Source organism: Tessaracoccus caeni, assembly GCF_029211185.1.
Classification (GTDB): domain Bacteria; phylum Actinomycetota; class Actinomycetes; order Propionibacteriales; family Propionibacteriaceae; genus Arachnia; species Arachnia caeni.
In genome coordinates this window covers 75956-90846 of the sequence record NZ_JARGDO010000019.1, presented here as the reverse complement: position 1 = coordinate 90846, position 14891 = coordinate 75956, and the positions used below count along the sequence as shown (strand labels likewise).

Sequence of the window (14891 nt, the reverse complement as noted above, 5' to 3'; positions counted from 1 at the left end):
GCTGTCACGCGGGGTGCCGGTCGGGCCTCGAAAGAGTCACGACCACATCCATGGGGGGGGAACCGGCACGGCTAACCCTGCCAGCTGAGCCCCAGGCCAGCCACCACCAATACTCACAGCCTCGAAGGGAGATCAACGTCACTAATCTTCGACGACGTTGCCCCAGAACACGTTGATCTTCGCCCCCAGCTTGTTCAGGCGCTGGGGGAGATCCTCGTAGCCGCGATTGATCACGTAGACGTCCAGCAGGTGCGTCGTGCCGCGGGCGGCCAGAGCGGCCAGCAGCAGGCACACCGCGGGGCGCAGTGCGGGCGGGCAGTTCATCTGGCGACCACGCCACTTGGTGGGGCCGATGATCAGCAGGCGGTGGGCGTCCATCAGCTGGATGTTGACGCCCAGCTCGTGCAGCTGGCGCAGGTGGACGGCCCGGTTGTCGTAGACCCAGTCGTAGATCACCGACTGGCCGGAGGCCGCGGCGCAGATCACTGCGAAGAACGGCAGGTTGTCGATGTTCAGGCCGGGGAACGGCATGGGGTGGATCTTGTCGAGCGGAGCGACCAGCTCGGACGGCTTGAGGGTGACGTCGACCAGGCGGGTCTTGCCGTTGCCGCTGGTGTACTCGGGCGTCATCTCGAAGCGCTGGCCCATCTCCTCGAGAACGGCGAACTCGACCTCCAGGAACTCGATGGGGCAGCGCGAGACCGTGATCTCCGATTTGGTCACGATGCCGGCGGTCAGCAGGCTCATGGCCTCGATCGGATCCTCGGAGATGGTGTAGTCGACGTCCGCGTCGATCTCGGGCTTGCCGGTGATCGTCAAGGTGGTGGTGCCGATGCCCTCGATCGATACACCAAGGAGCTCAAGGAAGAAGCAGAGATCCTGGACCATGTAGTTGCCGGACGCGTTGCGCAGCACCGTGACGCCAGGCATCCGGGCTGCCGCCATGATGGCGTTCTCGGTGACGGTGTCGCCGCGTTCGATCAGCGTGACGACGCGACGATCGGCGCCGACGTCGCGCACCGTCGCATGGTAGTAGCCGTCGGTGGCCTCGACGGAGAGCCCGAACTTGTGCAGGGCCGACATGTGCGGGTGCACGGTGCGTGCGCCGAGGTCGCAGCCGCCGGCGTAGGGGAGTCGGAAGTCGTCGGACTCGTGCATCAGGGGGCCGAGGAACATGAGGATGGAGCGGGTGCGCTTCGCCGCGGAGACGTTGATCGTCTCGGGCGTGACCGAGGCCGGACGCCTGATCTGGAGATCCCGGCCGTCGCCGACCCACGTCATCTCCACGCCGATCGAGGTGAGCACCTCGGAGATCCGGTCGACTTCTTCGATCCGCGCAATGCCGCGCAGGGTGGTGGTGCCGCGGTTCAGCAGCGACGCGCACAGCAGGGCCACCGCCGCGTTCTTCGACGAACGCACGTCGATGCTGCCGCTCAGGACGGTCGGACCCTCGATCTCGAGGTTCATCTTGCCCAGGGTGGTGGTCTGGATAAGCGGCATGTCGAGGGCCTCCGCAAGGCGGTCGATCATGCTGAGCGACAAGTTCTGCTGCCCGTTCTCGATGCGGTGAACGGCGCTCTGGGCGGTTCCCACCTCTTCAGCGAGCCGCTGTTGCGACCATCCGAGCTTGCCTCGCCCCTCGCGGATCATCCGCCCAATCGACTCGCTGGTAACACTCATTCGGCCATGCTATCTCACAAATGAGATTGTCTTCTCGGACGCCGCGCCAGAAACGGTGATCATGGGGGAGCGACGAACTCGTGACGGGCTAAAGTGGCGCCCATGAGCTCTCATTTTGACGTCGTTGTTGTAGGCGCGGGCCCTGGTGGCTACGTCGCCGCCATCCGAGCCGCCCAGCTGGGCAAGAGTGTGGGAATCGTCGAGAAGCGCTACTGGGGCGGCGTGTGCCTCAACGTGGGCTGCATTCCGACCAAGTCGCTGCTGCGTAACGCGGAGTTGGCGCATATCTTCAACCACGAGGCCGACACCTTCGGCATCGAGGGCAGCGTCACCTTCAACTACGGCAAGGCCTTCTCGCGCAGCCGCGCCGTCTCGGAGCGGATGACCAAGGGCATCCACTTCCTGATGAAGAAGAACAAGATCAAGGAACTGAACGGCTGGGGCACCTTCGTCGACGCGCACACCATCGACGTGGCCGACGACAAGGGCGGCGTGCAGCGCGTCACCTTCGACAACGCCATCATCGCCGCCGGCGCCACCACCCGCATGCTGCCCGGCACCACGCGTTCGGCGAACGTCGTCACCTATGAGGAGCAGATCCTGGCCGATTCCGTGCCGGCGTCGATCATCATCGGCGGCTCGGGGGCCATCGGCACCGAGTTCGCCTACGTGCTCAGCCAGTTCGGGGTGAAGGTCACCATCGTCGAGTTCCTCGACCGGATGGTTCCCACCGAGGACGCCGAGATCTCCGCGGAGCTGGCCAAGGCCTACAAGAAGCTCGGCGTCACCGTGCTCACCTCCACCAAGGTGGAGTCCATCGAGGACACCGGCTCCGGCGTGCGGGTCACCGTCAGCCCGGCGGCCGGGGGAGCCCAGCAGGTGCTCGAGGCCGACCGCTTCCTGTCCGCCATCGGCTTCGCCCCGCGCACCGAGGGCTACGGCCTGGAGAACACCGGCGTGCAGCTCACCGAGCGCGGCGCGATCGCCATCGACGACGTCATGCGCACCAACGTTCCGCACATCTACGCCATCGGCGACTGCACGGCCAAGATGATGCTGGCGCACACCGCCGAGGCCCAGGGCGTCGTCGCCTCCGAGACCATCGCCGGCGTCGAGACCCATCCGATCAACTACGACATGATCCCGCGCGCCACCTACTGCCAGCCGCAGATCGCGTCCTTCGGATACTCCGAGCAGCAGGCCAAGGACAAGGGCTACGACGTCAAGGTGAGTCGGTTCCCGTTCGCGGCCAACGGCAAGGCCTGGGGTCTCGGCGAGGGAGCGGGCTTCGTCAAGATCGTGGCGGATGCGCGCTACAACGAGATCCTCGGCGCCCACATGATCGGCCCCGACGTGACCGAGCTGCTGCCTGAGCTGACCCTGGCCCAGGCCTACGACCTGACCGCCGAGGAGATCGGCCGCAACATCCACGCGCACCCGACCCTGTCGGAGGCGCTGAAGGAGGCCGCCGAGGGCATCGCCGGCCACATGATCAACTACTGATTCCGCGTCAAGCGCGAAGAAGGGGCCTTGCCGGGAAAATCCGGCAAGGCCCCTTCACGTGCAGGTGCAGCTACACCACCTGGTAAAGGCCCCAGGTGATCAGGAACCCGGTCACGCCGCAGATGGTGGTGAGCACGGTCCACGTCTTGAGACCGTCTCCGACGGAGAGGCCCAGGTATTTGGTCACGATCCAGAACCCGGAGTCGTTGATATGGGACAGGCCCAGGGCGCCGAACCCGATCGCGAGGCAGATCAGGACGGTCTGCATCGTGCTGTAGTCACCGTTGGCGATCGCGGTGGACAGCAACCCGGCGGTGGTGAGCATCGCGACCGTCGCTGATCCTTGAGCCGCGCGCAGTGCTAGAGAGATCACGAAGGCTGCCACGACGGTCGGCATACCTACCGCGGTCAGCGAGTCGGACAGTGCCGTGCCGATTCCGGACTCGACCAGCACATTGCCGAACACGCCGCCTGCACCTGTCACGAAGATGATGATCGCGACGATCGGGAGCGCCGACTCGGCGACGCTGCTGCGGCGGCTCTTGTCCCAACGCGCTTTGCCGCCGATGACGATGTAGGCCACAAGAAGGCCGAGTAGCAGCGCAGTGGTAGGCGCTCCCACGAAGGCCGCAAACGGACGTAGCGCGTTCTCCTCCGGGAGCACGGTCAACAACGTCGAGCCGACCATGATGAGGAAGATCGGAAACACGATCAGGCCGACCACCGTTGCTGCGCTCGGCACCTTGCCGATATCGGGCACCTCGGTAGCGACCGTGGCATCCGACGCCGGCGAGCTGCCGAGGACGATCTTGTCCACTGCGAACAGCTTGCAGACGAAGAATGCGATCACGCCCACGACGGCAGAGATGAGGAGCCCGACCAAGGTCACAAGACCGACGTCGGCACCGATCTGAGCAGCTGCCGCGACCGGTCCCGGATGAGGTGGCAGGGTCACGTGCACCGTCAGCAGGATCGCGCCCACGGGCAGCGCCAACTTCAGGGGGTTGATGCCCGCGACCTTGGCGAAGCCGAACACGATAGGAGCCAGGATGATGAAGCCCACGTCGAAGAAGACCGGAATGCCAAGGATGAACGCGGCGATGGTGAGTGCTGCGGCCACGCGGGCGCGACCGAGCTTCTCCGTGAAAGTCCGAGCCAAGTGATCCGCGCCACCGGAGACCTCGATGAGCCTGCCCAGCATGGATCCGAGGCCCACCACGATCGCGACGGAGCCGAGAACCTTCCCCATCCCGGCGATCATCACGGGCACGACCTCTTCGATCGCAATGCCGGTCACGATGGCGGTGCCCATCGAGACGAGAAGCAACGACACGTAGGCGGGCAGCTCGACCTTGATCACCAGAACGAGCAGAACCGCAACCGCTGCCAGGGCGATCAGCAGCAGCGCCAAGGTGCTCATGAGACGTCGCCCTTGCGGTGCGGGGCGACGACCTTGATCACCGACGAATCGTCCATGGCTGCCTGGCCGGCCGCCTGGGCAATCAAATACAGGCCCTCGGCCGCCGCCGCGATCGGGGTTGCCAGGCCTTGCTCGCGAGCGGCGCTGGTGACGATGCCCATGTCCTTGGTGAAGATATCGATGCGGCTGCGCACCTCCGCGCCGCCCTCGTCGTAGGCCTGCAGCATGCGCGGTCCGCGGTCAGCGAGCATAAATGAAGCCGCGGCCCCGGCCCCCAGCGTGTCCAGCGCCAGTTGCGGATCCAGTCCGAGGGCGTCGGCGAGGGCGAGTGCTTCGGCGCCGGCGGCGATGTGCACGCCGCACAGCAGCTGATTGACCGTCTTCATGGCCTGCCCGTCGCCAGGCTTGTCGCCGATCCGAACCAGGGTTGACGCGAGCTGTTCCAACGCAGCCTCTGTGGCGGCATAGGCCTCGTCCGTTGCGCCGACGGTGATGAGCAGGTCGCCGGCGCCAGCCCGCACGGGGCCGCCCGAGATAGGAGCATCCACCAGATGCAGGCCGTCTTCTTGGAGCCGCGCCGCGACGGCACGGACGGCTTCGATGCCGACCGTTGACGTGAGCAGGATCGTGGCCCCCTCAGCCAGCACGCTCGCGACACCATCAGGCCCATAGAGGGCGGCGTCGAGCTGGGCAGAATTGCGCACTGCGAGAAGCACGACATCGGCGCCGGTGGCCGCGTCCTGAGCGCTGGAGGCGGCGGTCACACCGGCTGCCGCTCCGAGCGAGAGTCGCTCAGGGTTGATGTCGAAGCCCTTGACCGGGAACTTCTCCGCGAGACAGGTGGCCATGGGCAGGCCCATAGCGCCGAGGCCGAGAACGGCGATGACGGGTGTTGTCATGATGTGTTTCCTTCCGATCAGAGGGAGAGCTTGTCGGCCACGTCGGCCAAGGACTGTTCGTCGCCGACGTTGCCGGCGAACACGATGTAAGGGATGCCCTGAGCGGGGCCCAGGATGGGTTCCCAGAGGGAGACGATGCCGGGCAGCATGGGACCGCGAACGATGGCGCGTTCGATCTCGAGCCCTCGTGCGGCCACATCGGAGGACGTGATGCCGCCCTTCGCGATCACGAACCGGGGTGGGGTGCGGCGCAGCACTTCGCGGACGACGTAGACCACGGCATCGGAGACGGCACGGGCGATGCGCAGCGAGTCCGCCCCGTCAGTGCCCTTTACCAGGGTGCGCGACGTACGGACCACGGCATTGCCTTGCGCCAGAGCGTCGCTGACCTTGTCGACGATGTCGTCGAGGTATCCCGCAGCCTGCTCTTCTAGCACCTTCGCGACGTCGATCTCGAACTCGACGGGAGCGCGGCGCTCGCGCAGGTGGTCCAGTTGCCGCGTGGTGAGCGCCACATGGGAGCCGACCACGATCAGGCCGCCTTGTGCCGTCTCGCGCGTACGGAGAGCGGCGACGTCTTCTGCGCTCAACGGGGCGATGACGTCTTGTCCGATGAGGCCGCGGACGAAAGGCGGCCCCACGCGATGCACGAAGCGCTTGCCCGTCGTCTCCGCTTGCAGCAGCGCCAGGGCGAGCAGCCTGAGATCGGTCTCCTCGAGGATGTCGACGACGACCGGCTGTCCGTCGGTCAGCGAGGTGAGCACGCCGACGGTGCCCTCAGGATCGGCGCGGAGCTGATCGAGGGTGATCGTCGCCACCTGGTCTGCAGGGATGCGTCCCTGGGTCTTTTCGGCGACCCAGTCTCGGAGGTCCGAGCTGGCGTAACCGAACGTCGCATCCTTTGCGAACTCGGTCTCGCCGACGGGCAGATATCCGGTCGTGGCGCTGCCCGCGTAGTGCACCGAGCGCACGGTGATCCGCCCCGCGTCGCCGAAAGCCGGCACGATCACGACGCCGTCGACGGTGATGCCGGCGGCGGCCAGCACGTCGCGGATCGTGTCAGGTTCGAGGGGGAAGTGTCCGCGCAACGTCGAGTCGCTGCGCGAGACGAAGTCCACCTCGATGCCCAGTGCGCGGGCGGCCTCCAGCGCGGCTCCCACTACCTCCCGGTTACGGTGCTCGGCGTCAGCAGGGGAGAGGGAACGCGAGTTGGTCATCACGTAGACGGCCGGAGCACCGGTCTTCAGCGCCCATGTCAGATCTGCGGCGGACCAGGCGTTCAGAACGGGTAGGCCTCCCACTGATTGCGTGCCGGTCGGGTCGTCATCCAGCACGACCAGTTGACGGGCTCCTCGTGTGCGAGCTTCTCTGACGGATGCCGCCGAGATCTCCTGTGCAGCCGGCAGTCCGGCTGAAAGGTCGTTGATATCGACCATGTACGCCTCCTTGAGTACCAATCCTCAGACCTCTGAGGTCTGAGGACTAAAAAGTAGCAAGGACGCCTGGCGAATGCAAGAGGTAAATGCGAACTCAGTCGCCGTCGGGGATGTAGGCCTCGCTGTCGCGACGCGTTTGGCGCATGTGCGAGCGCATCGCGGTTCGGGCGGCCGCGCCGTCGTGAGCGATCACGGCGTCGAGGATCTTGGCATGTTCGTCGATGGCGTTGGCGCGCATCTGGGGGATAGCGGAGGTGGCGCGGCGGGCGTCGGCGAGAACCTTGGCGAGGGGCGCCATGGCGGCGGCGATGAAGGGGTTGCCGCTGCTTTCGATGATCACGCCGTGAAAGGCGAGGTCGGCCTCCATCGCAGCGGTGACGTCGCCTGCGGCGTGGGCCGTGCGCATCTTGTCCAGGTGCTCAGTCAACGCCTCGATATCGGCATCTGTAGCGACACGAGCGAACCGCTCCGCCGCACCGATCTCAAGGAACCCCCGGACCTCGACCAACTGCAGGATGGCGTCCTTCGCACTGCCTCTGCGCACACGCATGATGGCCTCCAGCGAGATCCAGCGCTCAATGGGGTTCACGAAAGTGCCCCGACCCTGGAGCGGACGCAGGATGCCCTGGGCCGCGAGCGTCTTGACGGCCTCCCGCAGCGTCAAGCGGCTCGCGTCGGCGAGCTCAGCGAGCTTCTCTTCACCCGGCAGTTGCTCGCCAGGTGGGAAGCGTCCGTCGGCGATAGCGTCGAGAATGTAGCTCGTCACGTCGTCGACGCGCGTGTTGCGTGTCATGTTCCGACCTTATCGCTGGGAGCAGGACTGATCACGATCAGCTCCCCAGTTGGGTGATTCAGCGATCGCCGTCAGCATCCCTTCGAGGGACTGGTCACGCAGCAGTGGCGGGTCGTTGCTCACAGCACCGCACGATAGATACTGGCTGCCGTAGGGTGTGTTGATGGAACCAGACGAACCTGCCGATCAACGCGTCGCCGTCACCCCGGACACCTTCATCCGTCCGGACGTTGAGGTCAAGGTCGACGGCCTCACGCCATCCTTGTGTCAACAGCTGGGTGCTGAGAAAGCGGCGCTCGCGTGCTTCTATCAGAGCCAGTCTGCCGATGATGTGGCTGACGAACTCGCGGAACTCTCTGCTTCGCGCGACGAGGAGGTCGTCGGCGAGCCACTGTGACGCCGCCTCTACGCCGTGTGCTGAGCCAGGCATCATAGTCCGATAATCAACATTATGTCAGAAACTAGTCTGCGTATTGCATCAGATGAATCACCACGGTCCCCCGGGCGACATGGTGCTGCGAGACGTCTGGCGAGGGCTCTGACCTGCGCAGATGCCTCTCCGTACACGATGTCGAGCAGCGGTAAGGCGCCCGGGGCTGTGCGTGGACGCGTTTGAGCCGGTTACGCAGACAGGCTCTGTTGCAAAAATCGTGAAGCTTGAGCATGCTTGGCGGAGATTGGACGGACGGAACGATGACGGATTTCAAGTGGCGCCATTTCCAGGGTGATGTGATCCTGTGGGCGGTGCGCTGGTATTGTCGCTATCCGATCAGCTATCGCGACCTTGAGGAAATGCTGGCGGAACGCGGCATTTCGGTCGACCATACGACGATCTATCGCTGGGTCCAGTGCTACGCCCCGGAGATGGAGAAGCGGCTGCGCTGGTTCTGGCGGCGTGGCTTTGATCCGAGCTGGCGCCTGGATGAAACCTACGTCAAGGTGCGGGGCAAGTGGACCTACCTGTACCGGGCAGTCGACAAGCGGGGCGACACGATCGATTTCTACCTGTCGCCGACCCGCAGCGCCAAGGCAGCGAAGCGGTTCCTGGGCAAGGCCCTGCGAGGCCTGAAGCACTGGGAAAAGCCTGCCACGCTCAATACCGACAAAGCGCCGAGCTATGGTGCAGCGATCACCGAATTGAAGCGCGAAGGAAAGCTGGACCGGGAGACGGCCCACCGGCAGGTGAAGTATCTCAATAACGTGATCGAGGCCGATCACGGAAAGCTCAAGATACTGATCAAGCCGGTGCGCGGTTTCAAATCGATCCCCACGGCCTATGCCACGATCAAGGGATTCGAAGTCATGCGAGCCCTGCGCAAAGGACAGGCTCGCCCCTGGTGCCTGCAGCCCGGCATCAGGGGCGAGGTGCGCCTTGTGGAGAGAGCTTTTGGCATTGGGCCCTCGGCGCTGACGGAGGCCATGGGCATGCTCAACCACCATTTCGCAGCAGCCGCCTGATCGGCGCAGAGCGACAGCCTACCTCTGACTGCCGCCAATCTTTGCAACAGAGCCACCCAGTGGACATAAGCCTGTTCGGTTCGTAAGCTATAATGCAAGTAGCGTATGCGCTCACGCAACTGGTCCAGAACCTTGACCGAACGCAGCGGTGGTAACGGCGCAGTGGCGGTTTTCATGGCTTGTTATGACTGTTTTTTTGTACAGTCTATGCCTCGGGCATCCAAGCAGCAAGCGCGTTACGCCGTGGGTCGATGTTTGATGTTATGGAGCAGCAACGATGTTACGCAGCAGGGCAGTCGCCCTAAAACAAAGTTAGACATCATGAGGGAAGCGGTGACCATCGAAATTTCGAACCAACTATCAGAGGTGCTAAGCGTCATTGAGCGCCATCTGGAATCAACGTTGCTGGCCGTGCATTTGTACGGCTCCGCAGTGGATGGCGGCCTGAAGCCATACAGCGATATTGATTTGTTGGTTACTGTGGCCGTAAAGCTTGATGAAACGACGCGGCGAGCATTGCTCAATGATCTTATGGAGGCTTCGGCTTTCCCTGGCGAGAGCGAGACGCTCCGCGCTATAGAAGTCACCCTTGTCGTGCATGACGACATCATCCCGTGGCGTTATCCGGCTAAGCGCGAGCTGCAATTTGGAGAATGGCAGCGCAATGACATTCTTGCGGGTATCTTCGAGCCAGCCATGATCGACATTGATCTAGCTATCCTGCTTACAAAAGCAAGAGAACATAGCGTTGCCTTGGTAGGTCCGGCAGCGGAGGAATTCTTTGACCCGGTTCCTGAACAGGATCTATTCGAGGCGCTGAGGGAAACCTTGAAGCTATGGAACTCGCAGCCCGACTGGGCCGGCGATGAGCGAAATGTAGTGCTTACGTTGTCCCGCATTTGGTACAGCGCAATAACCGGCAAAATCGCGCCGAAGGATGTCGCTGCCGACTGGGCAATAAAACGCCTACCTGCCCAGTATCAGCCCGTCTTACTTGAAGCTAAGCAAGCTTATCTGGGACAAAAAGAAGATCACTTGGCCTCACGCGCAGATCACTTGGAAGAATTTATTCGCTTTGTGAAAGGCGAGATCATCAAGTCAGTTGGTAAATGATGTCTAACAATTCGTTCAAGCCGACCGCGCTACGCGCGGCGGCTTAACTCCGGCGTTAGATGCACTAAGCACATAATTGCTCACAGCCAAACTATCAGGTCAAGTCTGCTTTTATTATTTTTAAGCGTGCATAATAAGCCCTACACAAATTGGGAGATATATCATGAAAGGCTGGCTTTTTCTTGTTATCGCAATAGTTGGCGAAGTAATCGCAACATCCGCATTAAAATCTAGCGAGGGCTTTACTAAGCTTGCCCCTTCCGCCGTTGTCATAATCGGTTATGGCATCGCATTTTATTTTCTTTCTCTGGTTCTGAAATCCATCCCTGTCGGTGTTGCTTATGCAGTCTGGTCGGGACTCGGCGTCGTCATAATTACAGCCATTGCCTGGTTGCTTCATGGGCAAAAGCTTGATGCGTGGGGCTTTGTAGGTATGGGGCTCATAATTGCTGCCTTTTTGCTCGCCCGATCCCCATCGTGGAAGTCGCTGCGGAGGCCGACGCCATGGTGACGGTGTTCGGCATTCTGAATCTCACCGAGGACTCCTTCTTCGATGAGAGCCGGCGGCTAGACCCCGCCGGCGCTGTCACCGCGGCGATCGAAATGCTGCGAGTCGGATCAGACGTCGTGGATGTCGGACCGGCCGCCAGCCATCCGGACGCGAGGCCTGTATCGCCGGCCGATGAGATCAGACGTATTGCGCCGCTCTTAGACGCCCTGTCCGATCAGATGCACCGTGTTTCAATCGACAGCTTCCAACCGGAAACCCAGCGCTATGCGCTCAAGCGCGGCGTGGGCTACCTGAACGATATCCAAGGATTTCCTGACCCTGCGCTCTATCCCGATATTGCTGAGGCGGACTGCAGGCTGGTGGTTATGCACTCAGCGCAGCGGGATGGCATCGCCACCCGCACCGGTCACCTTCGACCCGAAGACGCGCTCGACGAGATTGTGCGGTTCTTCGAGGCGCGGGTTTCCGCCTTGCGACGGAGCGGGGTCGCTGCCGACCGGCTCATCCTCGATCCGGGGATGGGATTTTTCTTGAGCCCCGCACCGGAAACATCGCTGCACGTGCTGTCGAACCTTCAAAAGCTGAAGTCGGCGTTGGGGCTTCCGCTATTGGTCTCGGTGTCGCGGAAATCCTTCTTGGGCGCCACCGTTGGCCTTCCTGTAAAGGATCTGGGTCCAGCGAGCCTTGCGGCGGAACTTCACGCGATCGGCAATGGCGCTGACTACGTCCGCACCCACGCGCCTGGAGATCTGCGAAGCGCAATCACCTTCTCGGAAACCCTCGCGAAATTTCGCAGTCGCGACGCCAGAGACCGAGGGTTAGATCATGCCTAGCATTCACCTTCCGGCCGCCCGCTAGCGGACCCTGGTCAGGTTCCGCGAAGGTGGGCGCAGACATGCTGGGCTCGTCAGGATCAAACTGCACTATGAGGCGGCGGTTCATACCGCGCCAGGGGAGCGAATGGACAGCGAGGAGCCTCCGAACGTTCGGGTCGCCTGCTCGGGTGATATCGACGAGGTTGTGCGGCTGATGCACGACGCTGCGGCGTGGATGTCCGCCAAGGGAACGCCCGCCTGGGACGTCGCGCGGATCGACCGGACATTCGCGGAGACCTTCGTCCTGAGATCCGAGCTCCTAGTCGCGAGTTGCAGCGACGGCATCGTCGGCTGTTGCACCTTGTCGGCCGAGGATCCCGAGTTCTGGCCCGACGCCCTCAAGGGGGAGGCCGCATATCTGCACAAGCTCGCGGTGCGACGGACACATGCGGGCCGGGGTGTCAGCTCCGCGCTGATCGAGGCTTGCCGCCATGCCGCGCGAACGCAGGGGTGCGCCAAGCTGCGGCTCGACTGCCACCCGAACCTGCGTGGCCTATACGAGCGGCTCGGATTCACCCACGTCGACACTTTCAATCCCGGCTGGGATCCAACCTTCATCGCAGAACGCCTAGAACTCGAAATCTAACGTCCGTTCGGGCATCGAGGTCCATGTCGGGGTGGGACGGGCCCGTGGCTTCAAGATCACTTGCAGTCCGACCGCGATGTCTTGGTTGCGCGAGAGGTTGTCGATATGGCTCTGTTGCAAAAATCGTGAAGCTTGAGCATGCTTGGCGGAGATTGGACGGACGGAACGATGACGGATTTCAAGTGGCGCCATTTCCAGGGTGATGTGAGGCTCTGTTGCAAAAATCGTGAAGCTTGAGCATGCTTGGCGGAGATTGGACGGACGGAACGATGACGGATTTCAAGTGGCGCCATTTCCAGGGTGATGTGATCCTGTGGGCGGTGCGCTGGTATTGTCGCTATCCGATCAGCTATCGCGACCTTGAGGAAATGCTGGCGGAACGCGGCATTTCGGTCGACCATACGACGATCTATCGCTGGGTCCAGTGCTACGCCCCGGAGATGGAGAAGCGGCTGCGCTGGTTCTGGCGGCGTGGCTTTGATCCGAGCTGGCGCCTGGATGAAACCTACGTCAAGGTGCGGGGCAAGTGGACCTACCTGTACCGGGCAGTCGACAAGCGGGGCGACACGATCGATTTCTACCTGTCGCCGACCCGCAGCGCCAAGGCAGCGAAGCGGTTCCTGGGCAAGGCCCTGCGAGGCCTGAAGCACTGGGAAAAGCCTGCCACGCTCAATACCGACAAAGCGCCGAGCTATGGTGCAGCGATCACCGAATTGAAGCGCGAAGGAAAGCTGGACCGGGAGACGGCCCACCGGCAGGTGAAGTATCTCAATAACGTGATCGAGGCCGATCACGGAAAGCTCAAGATACTGATCAAGCCGGTGCGCGGTTTCAAATCGATCCCCACGGCCTATGCCACGATCAAGGGATTCGAAGTCATGCGAGCCCTGCGCAAAGGACAGGCTCGCCCCTGGTGCCTGCAGCCCGGCATCAGGGGCGAGGTGCGCCTTGTGGAGAGAGCTTTTGGCATTGGGCCCTCGGCGCTGACGGAGGCCATGGGCATGCTCAACCACCATTTCGCAGCAGCCGCCTGATCGGCGCAGAGCGACAGCCTACCTCTGACTGCCGCCAATCTTTGCAACAGAGCCCGCAGACACGCCGTTGACCAGCACGTATACCCTTGGCGTCTCATCGGATGCATCATTGACTCATTGGATGCAACCGCGGAACGAGGTGTCGGATGCACGTCGACGGTGTGGGTCGGGTCTCGGTGGTGCCCTCGCTGCCGGTCCTTCGGCCCGAGGAGCAGGTGCTCCAGCTCATGCTGGACGGCTGGCGCAACCAGCAGCTCTCCAGGAACCTGCAGTTCGCGACGATCGAGCAGCGGCTGCGCTGTGTGCGCCGGTTCGTTGAGCACATGAACGAGGATCCGTGGAACTGGACGCCGGCGATGGTCGAGGAGTTCTCGGCCGACCTGCGCACCGTCCGACACGTCTCTCGCTCCACGCTGCGCAGCTACCACTCTGCGCTTCGGGCGTTCACGAGCTACGTCAGCAACCCCGACTACGGATGGGACCGGGTCTGCGAGCAGTACTTCGGCACCCACCCGGCGCAGGTCTTCTTCGACTGGAACTCCGCACCGCACGTCCAGGAGTACGACGGCGGACCCACGAAGCGTCCCTACACGCGGTCCGAGCTCGATCGACTCTTCGTCTACGCCGACGATGAGGTCGAACGCATGGGGCGGTCGGGACGCAAGGGCTGGCAGGCGGCCTATCGCGATGCGGTCATGATGAAGATCGCCTACGCCTACGGCCTCCGCTTCAACGAGTTGCGACACCTGCAGCTCGTCGACTTCGCCCGCAACCCGCATGCGCGCGAGTTCGGCCGGTTCGGCGTCTGCAAGGTCCGCTACGGCAAGTCAAAGCGCTCCTCGCCCTACAAACCCCGCAGCGTGCTCACCGTCTGGCGATGGACGCCTCCGATCCTCGAGGACTGGCTCGCCAACGGTCGCGGTGAGCCCGACACACTCGACCTGTTCCCCAGCGAACGCGGCGGCCTGGTCGGAGAACCGGCGCTGCTGCGCCGGCTACGCCGCTACTGCGACGAGCTCGGACTTTCGGACGGGCTCGATCTGCACTCGTTCCGACGCTCCTACGCTACGCATCTGTTGGAGGCTGGCTGGGACCCACGGTTCGTCCAGGACCAGATGGGGCACGAGTACGCCTCGACGACCGGCATCTACCAGTTCGTCGGCGACGAGTTCCGGCGCAGCACGCTCCGCAGCGCTCTCGACAGGACCGTCAACGAGGCCCTGGCCCGCACCACGAAGGATGGAACACCATGAAACGCAAGGTCGACTACCAGTGGCGCCTGGCCGAGCTGATGGCGGCCAGAGGTCTGCACAACACGACCGATCTCATCCCGCTGCTCGGCGAACGGGACATCACGCTCTCCCGACCGCAGGTCTACCGCCTCGTCAATCAGCGGCCGGAGCGCGTCTCGCTCCAAGTTATCGCCGCACTCTGCGACATCTTCGAGTGCACACCAGCCGATCTGGTCACGACAACCGCCGCGGACGTCCGGCGCCGGAAGACCGCGACCGAGCCCGGCTCCAACGTCGTCAGCCTCGACCGATCAGTTCGACCCCGGCGCGCGAACATTCTCGACGAGTAGG

At 63.1% G+C, this 14891-nt stretch carries 15 protein-coding genes; 10 read left to right on the top strand and 5 right to left on the bottom strand.

Annotated elements, in window-relative coordinates; translation table 11 throughout:
- Nucleotides 1-141: 141 nt before the first annotated feature.
- Complete coding sequence (locus P0D62_RS15605) at nucleotides 142-1680, bottom strand: helix-turn-helix domain-containing protein (RefSeq protein ID WP_275703469.1); 1539 nt, start codon at nucleotides 1678-1680, stop codon at nucleotides 142-144.
- 102 nt (nucleotides 1681-1782) lie between these two features.
- On the opposite strand from P0D62_RS15605, the gene lpdA reads away from it, so the two are divergent.
- Nucleotides 1783-3183: a dihydrolipoyl dehydrogenase gene (gene lpdA, locus P0D62_RS15600; RefSeq protein ID WP_275703468.1), complete on the top strand. Its 1401-nt coding sequence runs from the start codon at nucleotides 1783-1785 to the stop codon at nucleotides 3181-3183.
- 70 nt (nucleotides 3184-3253) lie between these two features.
- Here lpdA and P0D62_RS15595 read toward each other — a convergent pair whose 3' ends face one another.
- The 4 genes from P0D62_RS15595 to P0D62_RS15580 form a co-directional block, all read right to left on the bottom strand.
- Nucleotides 3254-4603 carry a GntP family transporter gene (locus P0D62_RS15595; RefSeq protein WP_275703467.1) on the bottom strand — a complete coding sequence of 450 codons (1350 nt, stop codon included), beginning with the start codon at nucleotides 4601-4603 and terminating at the stop codon, nucleotides 3254-3256.
- Nucleotides 4600-5502 (bottom strand): NAD(P)-dependent oxidoreductase, encoded by a 903-nt coding sequence (locus P0D62_RS15590; protein WP_275703466.1) that lies wholly within the window; start codon nucleotides 5500-5502, stop codon nucleotides 4600-4602. Before P0D62_RS15590 ends, P0D62_RS15595 begins: the two co-directional genes overlap by 4 nt.
- A 17-nt stretch (nucleotides 5503-5519) precedes the next feature.
- Nucleotides 5520-6938 (bottom strand): four-carbon acid sugar kinase family protein, encoded by a 1419-nt coding sequence (locus P0D62_RS15585; protein WP_275703465.1) that lies wholly within the window; start codon nucleotides 6936-6938, stop codon nucleotides 5520-5522.
- A gap of 94 nt (nucleotides 6939-7032) precedes the next feature.
- Entirely contained in the window at nucleotides 7033-7731 is a 699-nt protein-coding gene (locus P0D62_RS15580; protein WP_275703464.1) for a FadR/GntR family transcriptional regulator, read from the bottom strand.
- 163 nt (nucleotides 7732-7894) lie between these two features.
- Between P0D62_RS15580 and P0D62_RS15575 the strand changes: the two genes are divergently transcribed.
- From P0D62_RS15575 to P0D62_RS15530, 9 genes are all read left to right on the top strand, one after another.
- On the top strand, nucleotides 7895-8128 hold the full coding sequence (locus P0D62_RS15575) for a hypothetical protein (protein ID WP_275703463.1): 234 nt from the start codon (nucleotides 7895-7897) through the stop codon (nucleotides 8126-8128).
- Nucleotides 8129-8424: 296 nt separating this feature from the next.
- Nucleotides 8425-9189: an IS6-like element IS6100 family transposase gene (locus P0D62_RS15570; RefSeq protein ID WP_001389365.1), complete on the top strand. Its 765-nt coding sequence runs from the start codon at nucleotides 8425-8427 to the stop codon at nucleotides 9187-9189.
- A 321-nt stretch (nucleotides 9190-9510) separates the two neighbouring features.
- Nucleotides 9511-10302, top strand: a complete 792-nt coding sequence (locus tag P0D62_RS15560; protein ID WP_001206356.1) for an ANT(3'')-Ia family aminoglycoside nucleotidyltransferase AadA2 — start codon at nucleotides 9511-9513, stop codon at nucleotides 10300-10302.
- 163 nt (nucleotides 10303-10465) lie between these two features.
- Entirely contained in the window at nucleotides 10466-10813 is a 348-nt protein-coding gene (locus tag P0D62_RS15555; protein WP_000679427.1) for a quaternary ammonium compound efflux SMR transporter QacE delta 1, read from the top strand.
- On the top strand, nucleotides 10807-11646 hold the full coding sequence (gene sul1, locus P0D62_RS15550; protein ID WP_000259031.1) for a sulfonamide-resistant dihydropteroate synthase Sul1: 840 nt from the start codon (nucleotides 10807-10809) through the stop codon (nucleotides 11644-11646). Before P0D62_RS15555 ends, sul1 begins: the two co-directional genes overlap by 7 nt.
- Nucleotides 11647-11773: 127 nt before the next feature.
- Nucleotides 11774-12274, top strand: coding sequence for a GNAT family N-acetyltransferase (locus P0D62_RS15545; protein WP_000376623.1), 501 nt, complete (start codon nucleotides 11774-11776; stop codon nucleotides 12272-12274).
- A gap of 269 nt (nucleotides 12275-12543) precedes the next feature.
- The gene (locus P0D62_RS15540; RefSeq protein ID WP_001389365.1) at nucleotides 12544-13308 is read left to right on the top strand and encodes an IS6-like element IS6100 family transposase; all 765 of its coding nucleotides are present in this window, start codon (nucleotides 12544-12546) and stop codon (nucleotides 13306-13308) included.
- A 146-nt stretch (nucleotides 13309-13454) separates the two neighbouring features.
- Nucleotides 13455-14561, top strand: coding sequence for a tyrosine-type recombinase/integrase (locus P0D62_RS15535; protein ID WP_064846256.1), 1107 nt, complete (start codon nucleotides 13455-13457; stop codon nucleotides 14559-14561).
- Nucleotides 14558-14890 carry a helix-turn-helix domain-containing protein gene (locus P0D62_RS15530; protein ID WP_064846257.1) on the top strand — a complete coding sequence of 111 codons (333 nt, stop codon included), beginning with the start codon at nucleotides 14558-14560 and terminating at the stop codon, nucleotides 14888-14890. Before P0D62_RS15535 ends, P0D62_RS15530 begins: the two co-directional genes overlap by 4 nt.
- The last annotated feature ends 1 nt before the right edge of the window (nucleotide 14891 follow it).

Excerpts from the sequence above, each read along its gene's own strand:
- P0D62_RS15605 (WP_275703469.1), bottom strand. The coding sequence starts at position 1,680 with ATGAGTGTTACCAGCGAGTCGATTGGGCGGATGATCCGCGAGGGGCGA.
- lpdA (WP_275703468.1), top strand. The coding sequence starts at position 1,783 with ATGAGCTCTCATTTTGACGTCGTTGTTGTAGGCGCGGGCCCTGGTGGC.
- P0D62_RS15595 (WP_275703467.1), bottom strand. The coding sequence starts at position 4,603 with ATGAGCACCTTGGCGCTGCTGCTGATCGCCCTGGCAGCGGTTGCGGTT.
- P0D62_RS15590 (WP_275703466.1), bottom strand. The coding sequence starts at position 5,502 with ATGACAACACCCGTCATCGCCGTTCTCGGCCTCGGCGCTATGGGCCTG.
- P0D62_RS15585 (WP_275703465.1), bottom strand. The coding sequence starts at position 6,938 with ATGGTCGATATCAACGACCTTTCAGCCGGACTGCCGGCTGCACAGGAG.
- P0D62_RS15580 (WP_275703464.1), bottom strand. The coding sequence starts at position 7,731 with ATGACACGCAACACGCGCGTCGACGACGTGACGAGCTACATTCTCGAC.
- P0D62_RS15575 (WP_275703463.1), top strand. The coding sequence starts at position 7,895 with ATGGAACCAGACGAACCTGCCGATCAACGCGTCGCCGTCACCCCGGAC.
- P0D62_RS15570 (WP_001389365.1), top strand. The coding sequence starts at position 8,425 with ATGACGGATTTCAAGTGGCGCCATTTCCAGGGTGATGTGATCCTGTGG.
- P0D62_RS15560 (WP_001206356.1), top strand. The coding sequence starts at position 9,511 with ATGAGGGAAGCGGTGACCATCGAAATTTCGAACCAACTATCAGAGGTG.
- P0D62_RS15555 (WP_000679427.1), top strand. The coding sequence starts at position 10,466 with ATGAAAGGCTGGCTTTTTCTTGTTATCGCAATAGTTGGCGAAGTAATC.
- sul1 (WP_000259031.1), top strand. The coding sequence starts at position 10,807 with ATGGTGACGGTGTTCGGCATTCTGAATCTCACCGAGGACTCCTTCTTC.
- P0D62_RS15545 (WP_000376623.1), top strand. The coding sequence starts at position 11,774 with ATGGACAGCGAGGAGCCTCCGAACGTTCGGGTCGCCTGCTCGGGTGAT.
- P0D62_RS15540 (WP_001389365.1), top strand. The coding sequence starts at position 12,544 with ATGACGGATTTCAAGTGGCGCCATTTCCAGGGTGATGTGATCCTGTGG.
- P0D62_RS15535 (WP_064846256.1), top strand. The coding sequence starts at position 13,455 with ATGCACGTCGACGGTGTGGGTCGGGTCTCGGTGGTGCCCTCGCTGCCG.
- P0D62_RS15530 (WP_064846257.1), top strand. The coding sequence starts at position 14,558 with ATGAAACGCAAGGTCGACTACCAGTGGCGCCTGGCCGAGCTGATGGCG.